This is a genomic window from Christiangramia sp., from assembly GCF_029937855.1.
Taxonomy (GTDB): Bacteria; Bacteroidota; Bacteroidia; order Flavobacteriales; family Flavobacteriaceae; genus Christiangramia.
In genome coordinates this window covers 15,807-36,909 of the sequence record NZ_JAPYPC010000006.1, presented here as the reverse complement: position 1 = coordinate 36,909, position 21,103 = coordinate 15,807, and the positions used below count along the sequence as shown (strand labels likewise).

The following is a 21,103-nucleotide window of genomic DNA, read 5'->3' as shown; positions in this document are numbered from 1 at the left end:
TCCATAAAAAAAGCCCCTTTCCGGGGCTCTTTCTTTACAGCTTTTTAGCGTTCCTAACATTTTGATTAGTAATGGCAATCTCAATCACATCGCTCATTTCCTTCACATAATGAAAGGTGAGGCCTTTAACATACTCTTCCTTAATCTCATCTATATCACGTTTATTGTCTTCACAAAGAATGATCTCTTTAATCCTTGCTCTTTTCGCCGCTAATATCTTTTCCTTAATACCACCAACCGGCAATACCTTTCCTCTCAAGGTAATTTCCCCGGTCATGGCAATGCTTTTCTTCACTTTCTTCTGAGTAAATAACGAAACTAAAGAGGTAAGCATGGTGATACCGGCACTGGGCCCATCTTTAGGAGTAGCGCCTTCCGGAACGTGAATGTGCACGTTGTACTGATCAAAAATAGAAGGTGTTATTCCTAATCTTTCGGCGTTTGCTTTTATATATTCCATTGCAATGGTAGCCGACTCTTTCATTACTTTACCAAGATTACCGGTAATGCTAAGATTTCCTTTTCCTTTAGAAAGTATAGATTCAATGAACAGAATATCCCCTCCTACCTGTGTCCAGGCAAGACCGGTAACAACTCCGGCAACATCATTATTCTCATATTTATCCCTTTCCATCTTCGGGCTACCAAGAATCTCAATGATATCCTCATCGGTTACTTTAACTTTATACTCCTCTTCCATCGCAATATTTTTAGCGGCATATCTTACCACTTTCGCGATTTGTTTTTCCAGTGCCCGAACCCCTGATTCCCGCGTATATCCTTCAACTATTTTCTCTAGTTGTTTCTTGCCTATTTTAAGATGGTCTGAATTTAGTCCGTGTTCCTGCAACTGCTTTGGCAATAAATGCCTTTTGGCAATCTGAACTTTTTCTTCGATAGTATAACCGGTAACATTGATAATTTCCATTCTATCCCTTAAAGCAGGTTGGATCGTGCTCAATGAGTTACAGGTAGCGATAAACATCACTTTGGAAAGGTCAAATCCCATTTCCAGAAAATTATCATGAAATTCAGAATTTTGCTCGGGGTCAAGTACTTCTAATAATGCTGAAGATGGATCTCCAGCATTACCCATACTTAATTTATCAATTTCATCCAGTACAAAAACCGGATTACTGGTACCTGCTTTTTTAAGACTCTGAATAATCCTACCCGGCATGGCACCAATATAAGTTTTCCTGTGTCCGCGTATCTCTGCTTCATCACGAAGACCTCCCAAAGAGATTCTAACATATTCCCGCCCTAGAGCTTCGGCTACAGATCTTCCCAGGGATGTTTTACCAACTCCGGGAGGTCCATATAGACAAAGGATTGGTGATTTCATATCGTTTCTCAACTTCAAAACAGCGAGATATTCGATAATCCTTCTCTTTACATCGTCCAAACCATAATGGTCGCGGTCTAATATTTTTTTAGCTCTCTTCAGGTCGAATTTATCCTTACTGAATTCATTCCAGGGAAGATCTAGAAATAGATCTAAATAGTTTCTTTGGATGGAATATTCAGCAACCTGAGGATTCATACGTTGCATTTTGGAAAGCTCTTTCTCAAAATGATTCTGAACATCTTCATCCCATTTTTTATCCTTGGCACGTTCCCGCATTTCCACGATTTCCCCCTCATGTGAAACACCTCCAAGTTCTTCCTGGATGGTCTTCATTTGCTGATGAAGGAAATATTCACGTTGCTGCTGACTCATATCACTCTGCACCTTACTCTGAATATCGTTCTTGAGCTCCAGTTTCTGGTTCTCGGTATTCATATGTTTTAAGGTGGCAAGCGCGCGTTCTTTAAGATCGTTCATTTCCAATAGCTTCTGCTTCTCCTCCACCGTTAGTGTCATATTGGAAGAAACAAAATTGATCAGAAATGAGTTACTCTCAATATTCTTAATCGCAAAAGAAGCTTCAGAAGGAATATTGGGACTACTCTTAATGATCTGTAAAGCAAGGTCTTTAATAGATTCGATAATTGCAGAAAACTCTGCATTATCTTTTTCTGGTCTATTATCCGGAACTTCGGTAATTGTTGCGTTCATATAAGGTTGTTCGGTAACAACCTCGGTAATTTGAAATCGCTTTTTACCCTGAATGATAACCGTGGTATTTCCGTCGGGCATCTTTAACACCCTAAGAATCCTGGCCACCACCCCAACTTTATTGATATCTTTGGAGGTTGGGTTCTCTACTTCTTCATCTTTCTGCGAAACCACCCCAATGATCTTACTACCATTGTTGGCTTCATTGATTAACTTTATAGAAGCATCGCGTCCTGCAGTAATAGGGATCACAACACCCGGGAATAATACCGTATTCCGAAGTGGTAATATAGGTAGGGTTTCGGGGAGATTTTCTCTATTTATTTCCTCTTCATCTTCCGGCGTCATTAAAGGAATCAATTCAGCATCCTCATCGATTCCCTGCAATGACAAACTGTCAATATTACTAAACTTTGTTTTCGTCATAATTATATTTAAGTCAAACTGTCACCAAAACCAATATTACTTAATTTTGTGAAAGTTGTTTAAAAGCCCTGATAGATAAGACTTTCAATTATATTTCAGATTTTCTATTTCAATTATTCAATTCTTATGCCACGCTGATTGCAAAGATTTATTCAGAAAGTGTAACAAATGAAAAATAAGTCCATCTTTATTACAGAACCAAGTTTTAATTGACACCAACCATCACACATATTAAAGACCTGGTAGAGCGTTGTCGTCATGGCGACAAACGTGCTCAAATGAAAATTTATGATCGATATTATAAAGCGATGTATAATACGGCGTATCGTATTACCGGTCATTCTGCTGAAGCGGAAGACATTATGCAGGAAGCTTTTTTAAATGCTTTCACCAAAATTGAAAGCTTTAAAGAAAATTCCACTTTCGGCGCCTGGCTAAAGCGAATTGTAGTAAACGAAAGTCTTACTGCCTATAAGAAAATTGCAAAGCTTGGCGAGGTAAGCTATAATGACGAGTTAAAAAATGAAGCAGATGATGGCGAAGTTGCTTTGCATGAAGATGATAAAAACAATGCTAAAGTTCGTTTAATCCTGAAAAAGATCAGTTCACTGAAAGATAATTATAGACTTGGTTTAACCCTGCATCTTATTGAAGGATACGACTATGAAGAAATTTGTGAAATAATGGATATTTCTTACGCCAATTGCAGAACGATGATTTCAAGAGCGAAAGAGAGCCTAAGAAAAAAATTACAGGATTATGAAAAATAATGACTTGGATAAGCTTTTTGAAGAATTGAATTTCGATCTGGAAGAGCCTCATACAGGACATAAAGAACGTTTTTTTAAAAAGCTTGATACTCTTAGTAAGTCTGATAAAAAAGACAAAAATAAAACCCGCAGCTTATGGCCGCCTGTGCTTGCGATGGCAGCGAGTTTTTTGCTGGCGTTCTTTTTACTGGGTGACTTTATTGGTGATGGCAGAATTGCTAAAAATTCAGATCTGTCAAGTATTTCTCCGGAAATGAAGCAAACGCAGGAATTCTACACTAGCCTGATATCAAGGGAACTAAATGCGCTGGATGAAGAAAAGACCCCTGAAACAGAGGCTATAATCAATGATGCTCTCTTGCAAATGGAAAAACTGGAAAAAAGATATGAATCACTGCGTGAAGATCTACTAAACAGCGGAAAGGATAAGCGGGTGGTCCAGGCAATGATCCAGAATTTCCAACAACGAATTGACTTATTAAATAATGTATTGTCCCAAATAGAGAGTATTAAAACATTAAAGAACCAAAATCATGAAAACAATATTATCTAGTATCTTAATCTTCGCAGTGCTTGCACCAGGATTACCCTATTTTGATGCTATAAAGGGCCCGGAAACCTGTGTGCTTGAAAAAAAAGAATTTAAAGGAAAACATACCAAAGAGAAGAAGATAAAAAAGGAATTCAATGTAAGCGCGAATTCAAACCTTAATATAGATAATTCTTACGGCAACGTAGATATTACTACCTGGAATGAAAACCGCGTTGTGATTGAGGTGATCATCAAAACCAACGGAAATGATGAAGAAAAAGTTCAGGAGAAACTGGAGGAGATCAATATAGATTTTGATCAATCTGCCAGCGGCGTAAGTGCCGAGACTCAGTTTTCGAGAGAAAATAAATCCTGGTGGAAAAGCCTGGTAGGTGGATTTGATAATGTGAATATGGAGGTGAACTACATCATCAGGGCACCTGAAGGAAATCATCTGGATATAAGTAATGATTACGGCGGCATCTATATAGATAAAACAACTGGAAACACTAAAATTTCCTGTGACTACGGAAAAATGGATCTTGGTGAATTACGAGGAAAGTCAAATTATCTCAATTTTGATTATACCAGAAAAAGTAGAATTGGGTACGTGACCAATGCTGAAATCAATGCAGATTATTCCGATTATGAGGTGGAGGAAGCCGGGCTGTTAATTATAAGTGCCGATTACAGCAATTCTAAGGTCGGAAAAGTTTCAAAAATGACCTTTAACTGTGATTACGGCAGTGTGGAGGTCGATAAAGTAAAAGTTCTGGAAGGCAACGGAGATTATCTTACAACCAAAATAAATCGAGTTTTTACAGCTTTAGATGTTAACTTAGACTACGGATCACTTTCAATAGAAAAAATCATTAAAGGAGCCAGAAAAGTAGAGATCAATACCGACTACGCCGGGGTTAAACTTGGTTTTGACAGAGAAATGAGCTTCGAGTTTGAAGTGAAAACTTCTTATGGAGGTATAAGCGGACTTGAGGAATTACAGGTTCAAAAGAGGGATCAACAAAATAGCAGTAGTTCAGTTTCCGGATTTTACGGTTCTCAAAATAGCGATACACAAATAAATATTACTACCAGTTATGGTAGTGTGAATTTTAATAAACAATAATCATCTTTCAAAAAACTAAATCATGAAAAAATCATTTTTATTTCTAGCAGCTTCTCTCCTATTTATCACCACTGCCTGCGGCCAATGGGGAGGCCAAAAAGTAAGGGGTAACGGCAATATGGTCACAAAGTCCAGAAATGTAGGATCCTATGATGGCGTACAACTGGTAGGTTCCATGAATGTAGAACTGGTTTCAGGTAATGAGGGAAATATAAAGGTCCAGGCGGAAAGCAACCTTCAGGAGTATATCACCACGGAAGTAAAGAATGGGAAACTTAAAATCTCCACGAAGGAAGGTTTTAACATTCACCCTAAAGATGATATCTTAATTACCGTCCCTGTTGAAAGTATAGAGGAAGTTTCTGTAACCGGTTCAGGAGATATCTGGACAAAAGACAAGCTCAAAGCTTCTAAGATGAAAGTGCAGGTCACAGGATCTGGAGATCTGGTACTTGATCTTGAAGTTAAAGATCTTAAAGGTATGGTAACCGGATCTGGTGATGTGAAGCTTAAAGGGAAAAGTCAGAATTTTGATTGTACTGTCACCGGTAGTGGTGATTTTGAAGCCTATGATCTACAGGCAGAAAATGTAGAAGCCAGGGTCTCAGGTTCAGGAGATATTATGGTGAATGCCAGCAGATCTTTAAAAGCATCTGTTTCAGGATCTGGCGACATTATTTATAAAGGAAATCCTGCTCAACAGGATTTTAAAACCAATGGTTCCGGAAGTGTATCTTCGCATTAAGAAAAAATTTCTTGAAACCGACTATTGCAAAGGCAAGCCATTGGGATATTTCCCAGGTTTCATTTTGCCCTCCCTGCCAAAAACCGAAATTTTTTATTTCCCTCACCCGGAACTGCGAAAAGAAGTTCCGACCTCTCCCCTTGGGAGAGGTGAAGCGGAAACCCCGAGACAGAGCCGTCGGGAAATTTGTAAGACTAAAAAATAATAACGTCAGGTTGAGCGCAGTCGAAACCTCTGTTGAAATAGAGAAAACAGAATCTTCGACTCCGCTCAGTTTGACATTTAATTCAGTGGTGTTCAATAAAAATTTTAAAGAATGAACCTGAACCCAGTATTTTTAATAGCTCAAAGCCTTTTATTATTATCTATACCCTGCTTCTACAAATTTTCGAATAGTGCCATTCTTTGAAAGAATAATTTTGAACTTACTTTCTTTATCAGTTAGTTAAGTCCAGGTCTAACTTCCAATATCTAAAAGCGAAGCGGTCTAATCTCTTTAGCTGGACATACATGATTTTAATTACATTTCAGATATGTTTATTATTCCATAATAGTTTTTTTCGGCACTCTCATCAAAAGGATCACTCCGGCAATAAAGAAAACCGCTAAGAATAAGATCGCATTCCTTACGCTTCCCGTTTCCTGGGCTACATAGCCATATAAAGACATTCCTATTACAATTCCAATTTTCTCAGAAACATCATAAAAGCTGAAATAACTTGCCGTATCCAGCGCATTTTCAGGAAGCATTTTGGAATACGTGGAACGGGAAAGGGATTGTATCCCTCCCATAACCAGCCCTACGGAAGCCGCCGCAAAATAAAACTGAATAGGAGTGGTAATAAAATATGCATATCCACAAATCGCAATCCAGATTAAATTAATAAAAATCAGGATTTTCACATCGCCATATTTGATCGCCAGCCTGGAAGTTAAGATTGCCCCGGCCACGGCCACCAGTTGAATAAGCAAAATACTTACTATAAGTCCGGTGGTTGGATCCTGGTCTCCCCACTCCAACTCTTCAATTCCAAAATAAGTCGCCACGAGCATTATTGTTTGTACGGCCATGCTATAAACAAAGAAGGCAATTAGGTAGCGTTTCAATGATTTATTATGCTTAAGGGATTTCCATATTCCTTTCAGCTCTCTAAATCCATTGAATAAAACATCATGGGTAAACCTGGCTTTCTTATTTCCTTTTGGCAGGTAATAATAAGTATACTGGCTAAAGCCGATCCACCAAACTCCGGTTAAAACGAAGGAAAGTCTTGTGGGCAAACCTTCATCTTCAAATCCAAACCAGTCATATTTTAAGATCATTAGAAGGCACAAAATCAATAAGATCACACTTCCTACATAACCCAGGGAGAAACCCTTTGCACTGGCTTTATCCTGTTGTTCAGGAAAAGCAATATCGGGTAAGTATGAATTATAGAAAACAAGACTTGACCAGAAACCAATGAGGGCGAGAAAATAGCAGAGAAGTCCGAACCACAAAAAGTCCAGACTAAACCAGAATAACCCGATACAGGATACTGCTCCCAGATAACAAAAGAATTTTAAAAAATTTTTCTTATTTCCAATATAATCTGCAATACCAGAAAGAAAAGGACTTAGGATACTCACTACTAAAAAAGCAGCTGCCGTTACATAGCTAATTAGGGTATCGTTATTATATTCAACACCCAGGAAGCTTACTGTATCGTTAATTTTATTTCCCTGTGCATCCTTTACTATAGTAAGTGTTCCATAAAAAATGGGGAAAATTGCAGATGATATTACCAGGCTATAAACAGAGTTCGCCCAATCGTAAAAAGCCCAGGCATGAATAAGCTTTTTACTTCCTTTTGGTAGTTGCTTCATACTCTAAAAATAGGAAAAGCCACCGAAATCGGTGACTTTTCAATTTTATTTTTAGCTTATCTTACTTAAAACTGGTAGTTCCATATTTTCGAGCCTCAGCTATGGCTTCTGGTACCCACTCGGTTAAATTATTTATTCTTGTTTGAGGGTGTGGGTGTGTACTCAAAAATTCCGGCGGAGCCTGTCCGCTGCTGTTGGCCTGCATTCTCTTCCATAATTCGGGGGCTTCACGAGGATCGTAGCCTGCAATGGCCATCATGGTAAGTCCAATTCTATCTGCTTCCGCCTCATGGCTCCTGCTAAATGGCAACATTACTCCAACTTGCGTTCCTAATCCATAAGCCTGGGCAAAAATTTGTTGAGTTTGTTGACTTCTTCCGCTCACTGCTACAGATCCCGCAACAGCTCCTAATTGCTGGAGTTGAGCAGCACTCATTCGCTGTGCGCCGTGATCTGCCAGAGCGTGGGCGATCTCATGAGCCATAATTGTTGCAAGACCATTGGTATTTTTAGCTTCATCAAGAATACCCGTGTACACAACTACTTTTCCTCCGGGCATGGCAAAAGCATTGGCCTGATCATTTTGCACCAAATTAAACTCCCATTCAAAATCACTCATAAATCCCTGGTAACCATTTGCATTCAGATAACGCTCCGCTGCAACAACAATATCTTCTCCCAGTTTCTTTACCATTCTCGCATCTTCAGTTCCACGAACTACTTCAGCTTCATTAAGAAACTGATTGTATTGTTCGAAGGAGGCAGGGAACAATTGATCGTTAGATACAAAATTTAGGTTCTTTTCTCCTGTAAAAGGATTGGTTTTACACGATATTATTAATAACAGTGCACTTAACCATAAAAAGGTATTTTTAAACTTCATGATTTTTGGTTTTTAGATACCTAAAAGTACAAAAGCAGGAAGTATAGCTGCTGATGGTTTAAGTATGATTTAACAGTATATAGAGTTTCAAAAACAATACCATTATTGATATTTGCAGTTCTCACAAGCCTTTAAAGAGCATTCAATAGAAATGTTATAAAAATTATAATAGTTTAGGAATTTCTTAAATATGACAAAAAAAATTAAGGATAACATCCCGGTTCAACGACTTCTAGTACCGTCTTATATATTGATGATCTCAAAATTTCTAACTTCTATATCCCCTTTTTTAGCCAGTAGATTTGCAGCTAAACTTTTTCTTACTCCTTTTAGATATACCTTACCAGAAAGGGAAAAAGCCATGGATACTGCTTCTATTCAGAAAAAAGTAATCGTGCCAGCTATGAATCGCGAGATTGTGACTTATGAGTACGGGCACGCTGAGAAAAAAATCTTGCTGGTGCACGGCTGGAGCGGAAGAGGCACACAACTGGCAAAAATAGCGGAAGCATTAAAATCCCAGGGATATATGATCATTAGTTTTGATGCTCCGGGACATGGAAAGGCCGAAGGCAAAATGAGTATGATGCCATTTTTCATCAAGGCCGTTCATTTTCTTCATGACCAATATGGTCCTTTTGAGGCAATTGTTGGGCATAGCCTTGGTGGCATGTCTGCACTAAAAGCAATAAGTGACGGTTTACAAACCAAAAAACTGGTGATTATTGGTACGGCGAATAATATTACCGAGATTACCCGTCATTTTGCTGAAAATATGAAAATGAACAATAAAGTGGCGGCAAAAATGAAAAAGTATCTGGACGAAAAGTTCAATGAGGACATGGATAGCTTATCTGGTGCAGTATCTGCAAAGAATGTAAAAGTTCCTACACTCGTTATCCATGACAACAAGGATGTGGACGTTAAAGTGAATTCTGCTTATGAAATACATGAAGCTCTGGCAAACAGCCAATTAATTATTACTGAAGATCTGGGGCATCGACGAATTTTAGGAGATGCTGAAGTAATTAACAAAATAACAACTTTTATAGCGGCACAATATTTGTAATTTTATTGAAAATATTACTATGAAAAAAATTTTAATACTTACCATGCTCTCGGTTTTTTTAATTAGCTGTAATGGAAATGCTCAGAAAAATTCTGATAAAGAAACTGCGGAAAATTATGAAGTAAATAAAACGGAGGAAGAATGGAAAGAAGAACTCACTTCACAAGAATTTGAAATTCTAAGAAAAGCCGGAACCGAACGTCCCTTTTCTAGTCCACTGAACGATATAAAAAAACCAGGCACCTTTGTTTGTGCTGCTTGTGGAAATGAACTATATGAAACCGAACATAAATTTATGAGCGGTACCGGATGGCCTAGTTTTGACAGGGCCATTGAAGGTGGCGTGGCCTACGGTAGTGACACCAAATTAGGCTATCAACGAGACGAAGTGCATTGTGCCAGATGTGGAGGACATTTAGGCCATGTATTTAACGATGGGCCTCAGGAAACTACCGGGAAAAGACATTGTATAAATGGAGTGGCGATGGATTTTGTTCCTAAAGAAAAATAAGTATGAAAAAATATAATGTAGAAAAGACCGAAGAGGATTGGAAAAAGCAACTTTCTTCTGAACAATACAGAATACTTCGAGAAAAAGGAACTGAAGCTCCACACTCCGGGAAATATAATTTGCATTTTGACGAAGGTGAATATAAATGTGCTGCGTGTGGGGAAAAGCTTTTTGAAAGTGATTCCAAATTTGAAAGTGGTTGTGGTTGGCCCAGTTTTGACGATGCTATAGAAGGAAAAGTTGAGTACGTACAGGATAAAACCTTTGGAATGATTCGTACAGAAATCCTTTGTTCTAACTGTGGCAGCCATCTTGGCCATGTTTTTGATGATGGTCCTACAGAAACCGGCCAACGCTATTGTGTAAATTCGGCCAGTATAGAATTTAATAAATAACTTAATCTAAATTATCATGAAAAAAATATTATCCCTTATAGTACTAACAAACTTGTTTTTTGTTTCCTGTTCTTCTGACGGTGATCAGGGGCCACAAGGTCCTCCCGGAGAAGATGGAGTTAATATCGTGGGACAGGCCTTTGAAGTAACCGATGTAGATTTTAATGCTCCGGATTATTCGATTTTTGCTGAAATACCTGCGAATATAGAAGTGCTTCCCAGCGACAGTGTTCTTGTATACTGGCTGGAAGATGTAGATGACGATGGCAACGATATTTGGAGTTTGATTCCACAAACTATATATTTTGATGATGGTCAATTCCAATACACTTATAATCATACAGATTTTGATGTAAATATCTTTTTGCAAGGTAATATAGATCTTGCTACCCTTGGTGATCGCTATGCCCAGGATCAGGTTTTTAAGGTGGTGATACTGCCTGTAGATTATGCTGCTGAAGCCAACCTTGATATTAGCAGTTTCCAGAACCTGAAAAAAACTATAGATATTAAAGAATCTAATTTCACAACAAAAGCTTATAAATAATTAAAAGATTTAATCTTATGAAAGCCTGTATAAACTACGGGCTTTTTTTATGCCCTTATCGCAAAGGTATGGCTTTCAGTTTAGGGTTTTATTCCTTAAATTCGCAAACTCTATAACCAGATTCAAAATATTCCGAATATGAGTAAATATGATATTATTGTTTTAGGTAGTGGCCCGGGAGGTTATGTAACCGCGATCCGTGCTTCTCAATTAGGTTTTAAGACCGCTATTGTAGAAAAAGAAAGCCTTGGAGGAGTTTGCCTTAACTGGGGATGTATTCCAACAAAAGCCCTTTTAAAAAGTGCTGAGGTCTTTGATTACCTGAAACATGCTGAAGACTATGGTCTAAAGCTTGAAAAAGCTGATAAAGACTTTGGGGCTGTAGTTAAAAGAAGTCGAGATGTGGCCGATGGAATGAGCAAAGGAGTTCAATTCCTTATGAAAAAGAATAAAATTGATGTTCTTGAAGGTTTTGGAAAATTGAAGTCTGGTAAAAAAGTAGAAGTTACCGATAAGAAAGATAAGAAAACTGAATACCAGGCAGATAACATCATTATTGCCACAGGTGCACGATCTCGAGAATTACCAAATCTTAAGCAGGATGGAAAGACTGTAATTGGTTACCGTGAGGCAATGACGCTGGAAAAACAACCGAAGAAAATGATCGTGGTTGGTTCGGGAGCTATTGGAGTTGAGTTCGCTCATTTCTATAACGCTATGGGAACTGAAGTAACCGTGGTAGAATTTCTTCCAAATGTAGTGCCACTGGAAGATGAAGAAGTTTCAAAACAATTTGAAAGAAGCATCAAAAAGGCGGGTATTAAGGTAATGACCAATTCTTCAGTAGAAAGTGTAGAGAAGAAAGATGGTAAGGTAATAGCAAAGGTAAAAACCAAGAAAGGCGAAGAAAAACTTGAGGCAGATGTAGTACTTTCTGCTGTAGGTATTAAAACAAATATTGAAAATATCGGACTTGAAGATCTTGGAATCAAGACCGATAAAGATAAGATCGTAGTAAATGATTTTTACCAGACCAATGTTTCCGGAGTGTATGCTATTGGAGATGTAGTTCATGGTCCTGCTTTAGCTCACGTAGCTTCTGCGGAAGGGATTCTTTGTGTTGAAAAGATCAAAGGAATGGATGTTCAGCCATTGGATTACGGAAACATTCCTGGTTGTACTTATGCTACTCCGGAAATTGCTTCCGTAGGAATGACTGAAAAGCAGGCAAAAGAAGCCGGGTATGAGCTAAAAGTTGGAAAATTCCCGTTCTCCGCTTCTGGTAAAGCTAAAGCGGCCGGGAAATCTGACGGATTTGTAAAAGTGATCTTCGATGCTAAATACGGTGAATGGTTAGGTTGCCATATGATTGGAGCCGGCGTGACCGATATGATTGCTGAAGCCGTTTTAGGTAGAAAACTGGAAACTACAGGACACGAAGTTTTAAAAGCTGTTCACCCACATCCAACGATGAGTGAAGCCGTAATGGAAGCAGTAGCAGCTGCTTATGATGAAGTGATACACCTATAAGACTTTAGACTTTAGACTTTAGACTTTAGACTTTAGACTTTAGACAAAATTAAAAAATCCCGCATTCTTCTGAGTGCGGGATTTTTATTTTTTGTCATTTCGACCAAAGCGAGAAATCTCATTAGCACGAGCATTTGTATCAGGTAAAATCAAAGTATGACAACTATGAGATTTCTCAGTCACTTCCCTCCTTCGAAATGACAAATATTTTCGATAAGTGCTTCGTTTTCCTGAGACCCATGATTAAAAATTTTCTTGCGTGGGAAATTGACATATTTTATTAAGATACTTGTTCATTTTTTCCATTGATAAAAAAACCCGCATTCTTCTGAGTGCGGGATTTTTATTTTTTGTCATTTCGACCAAAGCGAGAAATCTCTTTTAAACGCGAGCATTTGTATCAGGTAAAATCAAAGCATGACAACTATGAGATTTCTCAGTCACTTCCCTCCTTCGAAATGACAAATAGTTCGGTAAGAATTCCATCATCCTAGTTTTTCGATAAGCCGGGGAAATGGAGGCTCTAAGAATTAAGTTTTTAACTTTATGATTACTAATTTCAGAAATATGTTAATGGTAACTTGTATCAGGATTTCAAAATCGAGATTTTTTATTTTTGTCATTTCGACCGTAGGGAGAAATCTTTTTTGAATTGAGTTTAAAATTATATTGAACTGCAATGATATTTCTCAATCGCCGTGTTCCTTCGAGAAGACAACTCGAAATAAATTCTATAATTTCGGAATTAGATCACAAAAACAAAATTCGGTATCCCAGGAATTTTTATCATCCTGAAAGCAGTTATCTTTTTCTTCTTTAGCCGGCTTATAAGATCTTTTTACCTTCTCTCCTATTTCAAAATTAACTGGAGAATTAAAAATAGGTCCATCAAATACAAACGTATGAAATTCACCATTTTCTCCACAAGGATCCACATTTTCAGGTAAATCTTTTACAAAATCTTTATCGATAAGCCTTCCGCAGAAAGAATCGTCCAGGTACTTGGAATTAGTACAAACAATAATTGCTTTAAACCCAAATTCTATAAATTCCCGGATAAGCTCCTGAGTATTCCTTTTCCATAAAGGAAAAACAGCTTCCAGACCAACAGAATTCAATTGTTCTTCCCTGTATTTCTTCAAATCCTCCAAAAAAATATCACCAAATATGCTGTGGGTAAAACCTTCATTTTTTAATGCATTGGTGGCTTTCTCCATTTCTGCATTATAATCTTCCATACTGGTTTCAGCACCAAGTTCTGAAGTCATCAAAGGAAGTCCGAGTTTTTCTGCTTGTCTAATCAGCAATTCTTTTCTAACACCGTGCATCGTAATTCGGTCTATATCTCTATTAACCGTAGTCAGTAATTTTTCTACTTTATATTCCTTTTTATTTTGCACATGATAAAGAGCTAGTGCTGCATCTTTCCCGCTACTCCAGTTGAGATATGCCTTTTTCATACTAATCTTTTAAAAAACTTTGTATGGCCAGATCATAGCTTTGTAAGCCGAACCCAACGATGATACCTTTTGCAACTGGAGAAATAAAAGATTTATGACGAAATTCTTCTCTCGAAAAAGTATTGGAAATATGAACTTCAACCACAGGAATATCAATAGCCGCTACGGCGTCCCCGATTCCAACTGAGGTATGGGTATAAGCCGCGGCATTAAGCACGATTCCATCAAAATCCTGGCGTGCATTCTGAATTTTATCTATCAATTCACCTTCAATGTTGGTTTGGTCATAGGATAACTCCACATTACGAAACTTGAATTGCAAATCTGAAAAGTAATCTTCAAAACTTCTGTTTCCGTATTTTTCTGGCTCACGTGTACCTAGAAGATTAAGGTTGGGGCCGTTAAGAATTAGTAACTTCATATTGTAAAAATAGGAAAATGCAGAATTAGGGGAGAAATAATAAGGGATAAAAATCAAAATTCAGCTTTAAATCCTACACTTAAGGCTTTTCCATGCTTTAAGATCATGGGCTAAAAAGAATTTTCTTCTACTTTGTAATATAAACTTTGACAGGTTCCTGCATTCATTTGTCTTTTATCAATAATCTCTCTTCACAAGAAAGCTTTTTATCGCTTGATAGTTTGTAAAGTATTAGGTTTTTACGGCATTGTGGTAGTAGTAAAAAGGGAATTCTCATAGATTGTTTTAGATAATCCCCCTTTTTATTTAAAATAAGGCTTCAGCTGTTTTTCCAGACAGTTATTATGTAGAACTTCTAAAAGTAGCAGCATGATCGATAAAATTAAAATTGCAGAAAGAATTAAGGCATTAAGATGTCAATCAAAATATTCACAGCAGTATATAGCAGATCGGCTTTATATAAGTCAGCCAGCATACTCCCTTCTGGAAACTGGAAAGAATTACCTGGTTTTAGACCACATTGCCAGGCTTAGTGAAATTTATCGTAGAACTACAGATTTTCTTATTCTGGGGTCCGAAAGGCAGCAGGATTAAGGCTTCCCTTATTTTCGCTGAAAAAATTTGCTGCTAAACTAAAACCTTATTTCTTATTTATTCTATATCTCCTATTTATCGTTTAGATCAGCTTTTATTCTTCTGTTTAAATTCTGAAGGGGTAATATGATAAGATTCCTTAAAAACTTTTGAGAAATAGCTTTTATTAAATAAGCCTACTCTATTGGCGACTTCGGAAACATTATAATCAGTATGGATAAGAAGTTTTCTTGCTATATCCAACCTTGTTTTATGCACGAATTTGTTCACCGTGGTGTCATAAAGCATCTTAAAACCATATTGTAGCTTATTCATATTCAGTCCCACCTCGATAGCTACTTCTTCTACTCCTGGAGTTTCAGTAATGTTCTCTTCGATATAATTCACCGCCTTTTTTATCTGTTCCACTTCAGAAGCTCGTAAAAGTTTGCGGTTATCTTCATCTTCCTGATGATCCCGGTAAAGTAGGATCTCTTTTATTAGGATCTGGTATGCCATACCCTCAAGATATATTTTTCGCAGATAATCTATTTCCTTAAATTCATACATCTTCTTAAAAAGATCTGCTAGTTCTAAACTAAAATGATCTATGAAATAAAAATGATTCTGTGCCTCTGTGTCTTCAAAAAGAGATTTAAGGCTGCCTTTCATTTTTTTAAAATCGCACTCCATTTTCCCCATAAATGTTTTACGATTAATTTCCAGGCTATGTATTCTAATACGGTTACCGGCCTTAAAAGTAAGGACATGACCATTTTTTACTTTACTGGCGATAATGGCCGATTGGTAAGCTTCTATATTGTGGACCTCTTCCGGCTTGTTTTCAAAAAAGTGCTCCAGGTCTCCCTCTAGTATATAAATAAACTTCAAAGGATGTACCTCCTCAATATTAAAATATATCTGAATATCTTCTTTAAATGTACAGTCGTACAATAGGACAGTCATGCCGCTTTCGCTATCTATACCCGTTACATAACCAGATCCCACCTCAGCAGGAAGGTGAAGCGTATATTCTTCACAATTTTCTTTAAACTCGGTATTCAAAGCTTTTGCCATATCAGAAATGACATTGCTAACAGACATTGACCTTATTTCAATAATATTCATGGGTAGGTATAAGCTACAATTTACGCAATTGCTTATTCTAACTCCATTTTTCTGGGATTATCTTTCTAAAGCAGAAGATAATTTTTTTAAAAAAGATCACTCATGTTCGGTTAAGAAACTAGGCCGTTTCGCTGTTAGATATTAGATGTCAGACTTGATCATAACTACCTGATAAACAAAGTGAGTTTAAAATTGTGATTTTCAAAAAATACCAAAATTCAAAAGTTTGTAAAAGCAGAGTTTAGAGAGTATGAAAGCTTTGATCTAGTGAAAATACTGGATTCAGATTCGTTCTTAAAAGATTTTTATCGGACACCACTGAAAAAAGATATATTTTGAGTGAGCAGAAAATTTAGTTGATTTTGATCAGCAAAATGAACCTAAAAATTTTTATTAATTCCTGTAAAGATCTAAAGTTACTATCAAAATAATAAAGTACGATAGATGTTAAAGCAAGATCATTTCAATACAGTATCCCATCATAAAATATTAAAATTTAGTAAAGGCGAGGGCCGATTTTTGTCTTTCCTTACCCGGAACAGTATAAAAATCAATTAGCATGGCAATATAAATTTCTAACTCTAGGGTATAAAAAAAGCGAAGATTTCTCCCCGCTTTTTTATTTTCATAGGTGTTTACTATCTCTAAAATTGGAATCCTAACCCAAGCTGGAATCCGTTGTTCTTGATAGCGTCATCGTCAAAATTATCGCTATCGAATGCATCGGTAAAGCCTACCACATATCTTCCGTTAAGAAAAAATCCATTATTGAATTTATAAGAAGCACCAACAGCTCCCCCAAATTCAAATGTGCTGGCAAACTCGGAGTCTGATTATATCTAAAAGGCCACTTTCAAAATCATATTCTTCATTTACCAGAAAGTTAAAGGTTGGACCTGCTTCCAAAGCTAATCCGTCAATCACATAAAATTTGGCGATAACTGGTAATTGAATATAATCCAGTTTATATTCATTGGTAAAATTTGATCCTTCCTCTTCTGTTCCCTGCGTAGAATACAACACCTCTGGCTGAATAGAAAAACGCTCGCTTACTGGAATTTCAGCAAGAACACCAAGATGGAATCCAGTTCTACTGTTATTGTCTTCAAAACCATCTGAAGTCATATTAGTAAAATTCGCTCCTCCTTTTATTCCGAAGTTCCAGTATTCCTGTGCATTAGAAGATGCACCAAATCCAAAAATCGCAATTGCTACTATTAAAAATGTGTTTTTCATCATATTTGTTTTTATTTGATCCAAAAGTAAAGCACAACTTGTTAAAAAAAAGTTAGCCAAACCTAAATTATTACTAAGACTGAGTGGCATAATTATTATCTTTAACATATGAAATGGCAACATGCGCTACAGGATTATCGGCACTATTTAAGGCTTGAACGCGGGCTTTCGGTAAACTCCATCGAAAATTACAGTATGGATGTCATTAAATTAATAAATTACCTGGACGTTAATGAAATTGAGGTGAGTCCGTTGAAAATTTCAAACAAAAGCATTCAGGAATTTGTTTATAATGCCTCAAAAAGTCTTAATGCCCGATCTCAGTCGCGCCTTATTTCAGGTTTAAGAAGTTTTTTCGGCTTCCTAGTATTTGAAGATTATAGAAAAGATAATCCGTTAGATCTTTTAGAGTCCCCAAAAATTGGCCGAAAATTACCCGATACCATTTCTATAGGTGAAGTAGATAAAATTATTGCCGCTATAGATTTGAGTAAAAATGAAGGAGAGCGAAATAGAGCGATCATCGAAACCCTGTATGGCTGCGGATTAAGGGTTTCAGAATTACTTGACCTCAAGATCTCTGATCTTTTTTTCAACGAGGGATTCATCAAAGTTACCGGTAAGGGCGATAAACAACGATTTGTGCCTATTTCAGAATACACCGTGAAATTTATCAGTATTTATAAGGACCAGGTTAGGAGTCAACAGGATATAAAACCTGAAGCCACAGATACACTCTTTTTAAACCGAAGAGGCAACCGGCTTACCAGGGCGATGATTTTTACCATCGTTAGAAATCTTACTGAAGCGGCAGGAATAAAAAAGAAAGTGAGTCCGCATACCTTCAGGCATTCTTTTGCTACCCATTTGCTTGAGAATGGAGCCGATCTTAGAGCCATTCAGCAGATGCTGGGGCACGAAAGTATTACTACTACCGAAGTTTATGTTCATGTAGACAGGTCGCATCTAAGGCAGGTAATGGATGAATTTCATCCCCGGAAATAGGTATTAAAATTCTGCTAAAGCATTTCCTATTTTTTCTTCCACGCGGCATTATCCTTAACTTCCTAAAAAAGTAAGAAATGAAAAAATTAAAATTTGAAAATGGCGATACCATGGATGCCATAGGTCTTGGAACCTGGAAATCTGAAAAAGGAAAAGTTACCGAAGCAGTTAAGATTGCCCTCAATAATGGCTATAAACATATAGATTGTGCAGCAACCTATGGTAATGAAGCTGAAGTTGGAGAAGCTTTTAAAGAAGTTTTTGAAAATGATAAAGTAAAACGTGAGGATGTTTGGATTACCTCCAAGCTATGGAATAATGCTCATAAAAAGGAAGATGTGATTCCGGCATTGAAGCAGACCCTGAAAGATCTACAGCTGGATTACCTGGATCTCTATTTAATTCACTGGCCTGTTGCCTTTAAACCTGATGTAAAAGGTCCTGATAATGCAGAAGATTTTCTTTCTCTGGAAGAGGTCCCTTTATTTGAAACCTGGAATGCAATGATCGAAGCTAAAAAACAAGGTCTGGTAAAGCATATAGGAGTTTCCAATTTTAGCATACCTAAACTGGAATCACTCATGCAGGATACAGATCATACCCCGGAAATGAACCAGGTGGAACTTCATCCCTATTTACAGCAAAACAAGCTTTTAGAGTTTTGCAGTAAAAACGCGATCAATGTAACCGGCTATTCTCCATTAGGAAGTGGTGACAGACCTGATGAAATGAAAGCTGAAGACGAACCTTCCCTGCTGGAAAATTCTGTAATAAACAAAATTGCTAAAAAACATGGTGCCTCTCCTGGTCAGATACTGATAAAGTGGAGTGAACAACGTGGGACAGGAGTAATTCCGAAGTCTACAAATGAAGGACGTATAAAAGATAATCTAATGAGTGCCGGATATCAGCTTGATAAAGAAGATATGGAGGAAATTGCAGAGCTGGATTATCATTTTAGATATGTAAATGGTAAATTCTTTGAACTGGAAGGAAATTCTTATAGGAATATTTTTGACGATTAATAGATTTTTTGACTTTGCTTAGCAGAGTAGTAATAAACCTCCCAGGTTTTGAAAACCTGGGAGGTTTTTGCTTCTACATTTACTATCAGAAGATACCCTATCCGACTCACAAATCACAGTTAGTTTTAGCAATCAAAAAAGCCCGTTCAAACTGAACGGGCTTTTTAATATCTATATAGTAAAATTTCTATTTTGCAACATTTACCGCTCTGGTTTCACGAATTACCGTGATCTTCACCTGCCCGGGATAAGTCATATCTGTCTGGATTTTCTGGGAAATCTCGAAAGAAAGATTGGAAGCTTTTTCATCAGAAACTTTTTCACTTTCTACAATTACTCGTAATTCCCTACCTGCCTGGATGGCATAAGCTTTTTTCACACCACCAAAGCCAAAAGCGATTTCTTCCAGATCTTTTAACCTTTGAATATACGAATCCAATACCTGTCTTCTTGCCCCTGGTCTCGCTCCACTAATTGCATCACAAACCTGGACAATAGGCGATAGCAATGAATTCATTTCAATTTCATCGTGGTGAGCACCAATGGCATTGCAAACTTCTGGTTTCTCTCCATGCTTTTCAGCCCATTGCATCCCGAGGATCGCGTGAGGCACCTCAGTTTCAGTTTCTGGCACCTTACCTATATCGTGTAGTAGACCTGCTCTTTTAGCCAGCTTAGGATTCAATCCTAACTCAGCAGCCATTACGCCGCAAAGTTTGGCAACTTCCCTGGAGTGTTGTAAAAGGTTCTGCCCATAAGAAGAACGATATTTCATTCTACCCACCATTTTGATTAATTCCGGCTGTAAACCGTGAATTCCAAGGTCTATTACGGTTCTTTTACCTATATCTATAATTTCTTCTTCTATCTGCTTTCTGGTCTTTTTAACTACCTCTTCAATACGTGCCGGGTGAATTCTTCCATCTGTCACTAATTTATGAAGGGATAATCGCGCTACTTCTCTTCTCACCGAGTCGAAACAGCTTAAAATAATTGCTTCCGGCGTATCATCTACGATGATCTCTACACCGGTAGCAGCTTCAAGGGCACGAATATTTCTACCTTCACGACCAATTATTCTTCCTTTTACATCATCACTTTCAAGGTTAAATACCGAAACACAATTTTCAATCGCTTCTTCGGTTCCAATTCTCTGAATAGTATTGATAATGATCTTTCTTGCTTCCTGTTGCGCTGTAAGCTTGGCCTCCTCTACCGTATCCTGGATTAGGGACATGGCATCGGTCTTAGCGGCATCTTTAAGAGATTCTATAAGCTGCGCCTTGGCATCTTCCGCAGAAAGGCCAGAAATAACTTCAAGTTGCTGTACTTTACTGTTATGCAGCTTGTCTATTTCTTCCTGTTTCTTTTCAATAAATTCCAGTCTGTGGTTATAGTCTGCTACTTTTTCTTCCAGGTCCTTATTTAGCTTTTTATTCTTACCCAATTCATTGGATACATGAGATTCTTTATCTTTAATTCTCTTCTCGGCATCATTGATCTTTTTATCCCTGGAAAGGATCACTTTTTCATGCTCAGACTTCAATTCGATAAATTTCTCTTTTGCCTGAAGGATTTTATCTTTTTTAATGCTCTCACCTTCAGCTTTGGCCTCTTTTACAATACTGTTCGCTTCTTTTTTAGCGGTAGCGATAGTATTGGAAGCCTGTTTTTTTTCCAGCATCTTTGCGATTGCAAAACCCAGGGCCAGACCTACCACTGCAGCTATGATTATAGTTAAAATTTCCATTCGTTTCTATTTAGTATATATAAAAAAAGCCTGTATTAGTTGTGTT

20 protein-coding genes and 1 pseudogene are annotated in these 21,103 nt (G+C 37.4%); 12 read left to right on the top strand and 9 right to left on the bottom strand.

What is annotated here, in order from left to right; all coding sequences use genetic code 11:
* Positions 1-34 precede the first annotated feature (34 nt).
* Positions 35-2,485: an endopeptidase La gene (gene lon / locus Q1K34_RS04990; RefSeq protein WP_300435333.1), complete on the bottom strand. Its 2,451-nt coding sequence runs from the start codon at positions 2,483-2,485 to the stop codon at positions 35-37.
* Between the two features lie 209 nt (positions 2,486-2,694).
* Between lon and Q1K34_RS04985 the strand changes: the two genes are divergently transcribed.
* Genes Q1K34_RS04985 through Q1K34_RS04970 form a run of 4 tightly spaced genes read left to right on the top strand, consistent with a single transcriptional unit; the run spans position 2,695 to position 5,658 of the window.
* On the top strand, positions 2,695-3,255 hold the full coding sequence (locus Q1K34_RS04985) for an RNA polymerase sigma factor (RefSeq protein ID WP_300435330.1): 561 nt from the start codon (positions 2,695-2,697) through the stop codon (positions 3,253-3,255).
* Positions 3,245-3,808, top strand: coding sequence for a DUF4179 domain-containing protein (locus Q1K34_RS04980; RefSeq protein WP_300435327.1), 564 nt, complete (start codon positions 3,245-3,247; stop codon positions 3,806-3,808). Before Q1K34_RS04985 ends, Q1K34_RS04980 begins: the two co-directional genes overlap by 11 nt.
* The gene (locus Q1K34_RS04975) at positions 3,789-4,913 is read left to right on the top strand and encodes a hypothetical protein (protein WP_300435324.1); all 1,125 of its coding nucleotides are present in this window, start codon (positions 3,789-3,791) and stop codon (positions 4,911-4,913) included. Before Q1K34_RS04980 ends, Q1K34_RS04975 begins: the two co-directional genes overlap by 20 nt.
* A gap of 22 nt (positions 4,914-4,935) precedes the next feature.
* The gene (locus Q1K34_RS04970) at positions 4,936-5,658 is read left to right on the top strand and encodes a head GIN domain-containing protein (protein ID WP_300435321.1); all 723 of its coding nucleotides are present in this window, start codon (positions 4,936-4,938) and stop codon (positions 5,656-5,658) included.
* Positions 5,659-6,198: 540 nt separating this feature from the next.
* Here Q1K34_RS04970 and Q1K34_RS04965 read toward each other — a convergent pair.
* On the bottom strand, positions 6,199-7,524 hold the full coding sequence (locus tag Q1K34_RS04965) for an MFS transporter (RefSeq protein WP_300435319.1): 1,326 nt from the start codon (positions 7,522-7,524) through the stop codon (positions 6,199-6,201).
* A 61-nt stretch (positions 7,525-7,585) separates the two neighbouring features.
* The gene (locus Q1K34_RS04960; RefSeq protein WP_300435316.1) at positions 7,586-8,407 is read right to left on the bottom strand and encodes a M48 family metallopeptidase; all 822 of its coding nucleotides are present in this window, start codon (positions 8,405-8,407) and stop codon (positions 7,586-7,588) included.
* Between the two features lie 190 nt (positions 8,408-8,597).
* Between Q1K34_RS04960 and Q1K34_RS04955 the strand changes: the two genes are divergently transcribed.
* The 5 genes from Q1K34_RS04955 to lpdA all read left to right on the top strand — a co-directional run bounded on the left by Q1K34_RS04955 (position 8,598) and on the right by lpdA (position 12,459).
* Positions 8,598-9,476: an alpha/beta hydrolase gene (locus Q1K34_RS04955; protein WP_300435313.1), complete on the top strand. Its 879-nt coding sequence runs from the start codon at positions 8,598-8,600 to the stop codon at positions 9,474-9,476.
* A gap of 19 nt (positions 9,477-9,495) precedes the next feature.
* Positions 9,496-9,987, top strand: a complete 492-nt coding sequence (msrB, locus tag Q1K34_RS04950) for a peptide-methionine (R)-S-oxide reductase MsrB (RefSeq protein WP_300435311.1) — start codon at positions 9,496-9,498, stop codon at positions 9,985-9,987.
* Positions 9,988-9,989: 2 nt separating this feature from the next.
* Positions 9,990-10,382 carry a peptide-methionine (R)-S-oxide reductase MsrB gene (gene msrB / locus Q1K34_RS04945; RefSeq protein ID WP_300435309.1) on the top strand — a complete coding sequence of 131 codons (393 nt, stop codon included), beginning with the start codon at positions 9,990-9,992 and terminating at the stop codon, positions 10,380-10,382.
* A 16-nt stretch (positions 10,383-10,398) separates the two neighbouring features.
* Positions 10,399-10,929, top strand: coding sequence for a hypothetical protein (locus Q1K34_RS04940; RefSeq protein ID WP_300435307.1), 531 nt, complete (start codon positions 10,399-10,401; stop codon positions 10,927-10,929).
* A 138-nt stretch (positions 10,930-11,067) separates the two neighbouring features.
* Positions 11,068-12,459, top strand: a complete 1,392-nt coding sequence (gene lpdA / locus Q1K34_RS04935; protein ID WP_300435304.1) for a dihydrolipoyl dehydrogenase — start codon at positions 11,068-11,070, stop codon at positions 12,457-12,459.
* Between the two features lie 731 nt (positions 12,460-13,190).
* Here the strand turns inward: lpdA and Q1K34_RS04930 are convergent.
* Positions 13,191-13,919 carry a diphthine--ammonia ligase gene (locus Q1K34_RS04930; protein ID WP_300435301.1) on the bottom strand — a complete coding sequence of 243 codons (729 nt, stop codon included), beginning with the start codon at positions 13,917-13,919 and terminating at the stop codon, positions 13,191-13,193.
* A gap of 1 nt (position 13,920) precedes the next feature.
* A complete protein-coding gene (aroQ, locus tag Q1K34_RS04925) occupies positions 13,921-14,340 on the bottom strand; it encodes a type II 3-dehydroquinate dehydratase (RefSeq protein WP_300435299.1) in 420 nt (139 codons plus the stop codon).
* 369 nt (positions 14,341-14,709) lie between these two features.
* Between aroQ and Q1K34_RS04920 the strand changes: the two genes are divergently transcribed.
* Positions 14,710-14,934: a helix-turn-helix transcriptional regulator gene (locus tag Q1K34_RS04920; RefSeq protein WP_300435297.1), complete on the top strand. Its 225-nt coding sequence runs from the start codon at positions 14,710-14,712 to the stop codon at positions 14,932-14,934.
* Between the two features lie 87 nt (positions 14,935-15,021).
* On the opposite strand, the gene Q1K34_RS04915 is transcribed toward Q1K34_RS04920, so the two are convergent.
* The 3 genes and pseudogenes from Q1K34_RS04915 to Q1K34_RS04905 form a co-directional block, all read right to left on the bottom strand.
* Positions 15,022-16,017, bottom strand: a complete 996-nt coding sequence (locus Q1K34_RS04915; RefSeq protein ID WP_300435294.1) for an AraC family transcriptional regulator — start codon at positions 16,015-16,017, stop codon at positions 15,022-15,024.
* A gap of 668 nt (positions 16,018-16,685) precedes the next feature.
* A pseudogene (locus Q1K34_RS04910) lies at positions 16,686-16,805 on the bottom strand (PorT family protein); the annotation flags it as partial.
* Between the two features lie 40 nt (positions 16,806-16,845).
* Positions 16,846-17,280 carry a porin family protein gene (locus Q1K34_RS04905; protein ID WP_300435291.1) on the bottom strand — a complete coding sequence of 145 codons (435 nt, stop codon included), beginning with the start codon at positions 17,278-17,280 and terminating at the stop codon, positions 16,846-16,848.
* A gap of 105 nt (positions 17,281-17,385) precedes the next feature.
* Here Q1K34_RS04905 and xerD point away from each other — a divergent pair, with 105 nt between their 5' ends.
* Together xerD and Q1K34_RS04895 are read left to right on the top strand one after the other, a co-directional pair.
* Complete coding sequence (gene xerD / locus Q1K34_RS04900) at positions 17,386-18,282, top strand: site-specific tyrosine recombinase XerD (protein ID WP_300435289.1); 897 nt, start codon at positions 17,386-17,388, stop codon at positions 18,280-18,282.
* Positions 18,283-18,359: 77 nt separating this feature from the next.
* On the top strand, positions 18,360-19,307 hold the full coding sequence (locus tag Q1K34_RS04895) for an aldo/keto reductase (RefSeq protein WP_300435287.1): 948 nt from the start codon (positions 18,360-18,362) through the stop codon (positions 19,305-19,307).
* Between the two features lie 187 nt (positions 19,308-19,494).
* Here the strand turns inward: Q1K34_RS04895 and rny are convergent, their stop codons facing one another.
* Entirely contained in the window at positions 19,495-21,057 is a 1,563-nt protein-coding gene (gene rny / locus Q1K34_RS04890) for a ribonuclease Y (RefSeq protein ID WP_300435285.1), read from the bottom strand.
* Between the last annotated feature and the right edge of the window lie 46 nt (positions 21,058-21,103).

Excerpts from the sequence above, each read along its gene's own strand:
- lpdA (WP_300435304.1), top strand. The coding sequence starts at position 11,068 with ATGAGTAAATATGATATTATTGTTTTAGGTAGTGGCCCGGGAGGTTAT.
- Q1K34_RS04970 (WP_300435321.1), top strand. The coding sequence starts at position 4,936 with ATGAAAAAATCATTTTTATTTCTAGCAGCTTCTCTCCTATTTATCACC.
- Q1K34_RS04955 (WP_300435313.1), top strand. The coding sequence starts at position 8,598 with ATGACAAAAAAAATTAAGGATAACATCCCGGTTCAACGACTTCTAGTA.
- Q1K34_RS04975 (WP_300435324.1), top strand. The coding sequence starts at position 3,789 with ATGAAAACAATATTATCTAGTATCTTAATCTTCGCAGTGCTTGCACCA.
- Q1K34_RS04915 (WP_300435294.1), bottom strand. The coding sequence starts at position 16,017 with ATGTCTGTTAGCAATGTCATTTCTGATATGGCAAAAGCTTTGAATACC.
- Q1K34_RS04895 (WP_300435287.1), top strand. The coding sequence starts at position 18,360 with ATGAAAAAATTAAAATTTGAAAATGGCGATACCATGGATGCCATAGGT.
- rny (WP_300435285.1), bottom strand. The coding sequence starts at position 21,057 with ATGGAAATTTTAACTATAATCATAGCTGCAGTGGTAGGTCTGGCCCTG.
- Q1K34_RS04905 (WP_300435291.1), bottom strand. The coding sequence starts at position 17,280 with ATGATGAAAAACACATTTTTAATAGTAGCAATTGCGATTTTTGGATTT.
- msrB (WP_300435311.1), top strand. The coding sequence starts at position 9,496 with ATGAAAAAAATTTTAATACTTACCATGCTCTCGGTTTTTTTAATTAGC.
- lon (WP_300435333.1), bottom strand. The coding sequence starts at position 2,485 with ATGACGAAAACAAAGTTTAGTAATATTGACAGTTTGTCATTGCAGGGA.
- Q1K34_RS04920 (WP_300435297.1), top strand. The coding sequence starts at position 14,710 with ATGATCGATAAAATTAAAATTGCAGAAAGAATTAAGGCATTAAGATGT.
- Q1K34_RS04980 (WP_300435327.1), top strand. The coding sequence starts at position 3,245 with ATGAAAAATAATGACTTGGATAAGCTTTTTGAAGAATTGAATTTCGAT.
- Q1K34_RS04965 (WP_300435319.1), bottom strand. The coding sequence starts at position 7,524 with ATGAAGCAACTACCAAAAGGAAGTAAAAAGCTTATTCATGCCTGGGCT.
- aroQ (WP_300435299.1), bottom strand. The coding sequence starts at position 14,340 with ATGAAGTTACTAATTCTTAACGGCCCCAACCTTAATCTTCTAGGTACA.
- msrB (WP_300435309.1), top strand. The coding sequence starts at position 9,990 with ATGAAAAAATATAATGTAGAAAAGACCGAAGAGGATTGGAAAAAGCAA.
- xerD (WP_300435289.1), top strand. The coding sequence starts at position 17,386 with ATGAAATGGCAACATGCGCTACAGGATTATCGGCACTATTTAAGGCTT.
- Q1K34_RS04940 (WP_300435307.1), top strand. The coding sequence starts at position 10,399 with ATGAAAAAAATATTATCCCTTATAGTACTAACAAACTTGTTTTTTGTT.
- Q1K34_RS04960 (WP_300435316.1), bottom strand. The coding sequence starts at position 8,407 with ATGAAGTTTAAAAATACCTTTTTATGGTTAAGTGCACTGTTATTAATA.
- Q1K34_RS04930 (WP_300435301.1), bottom strand. The coding sequence starts at position 13,919 with ATGAAAAAGGCATATCTCAACTGGAGTAGCGGGAAAGATGCAGCACTA.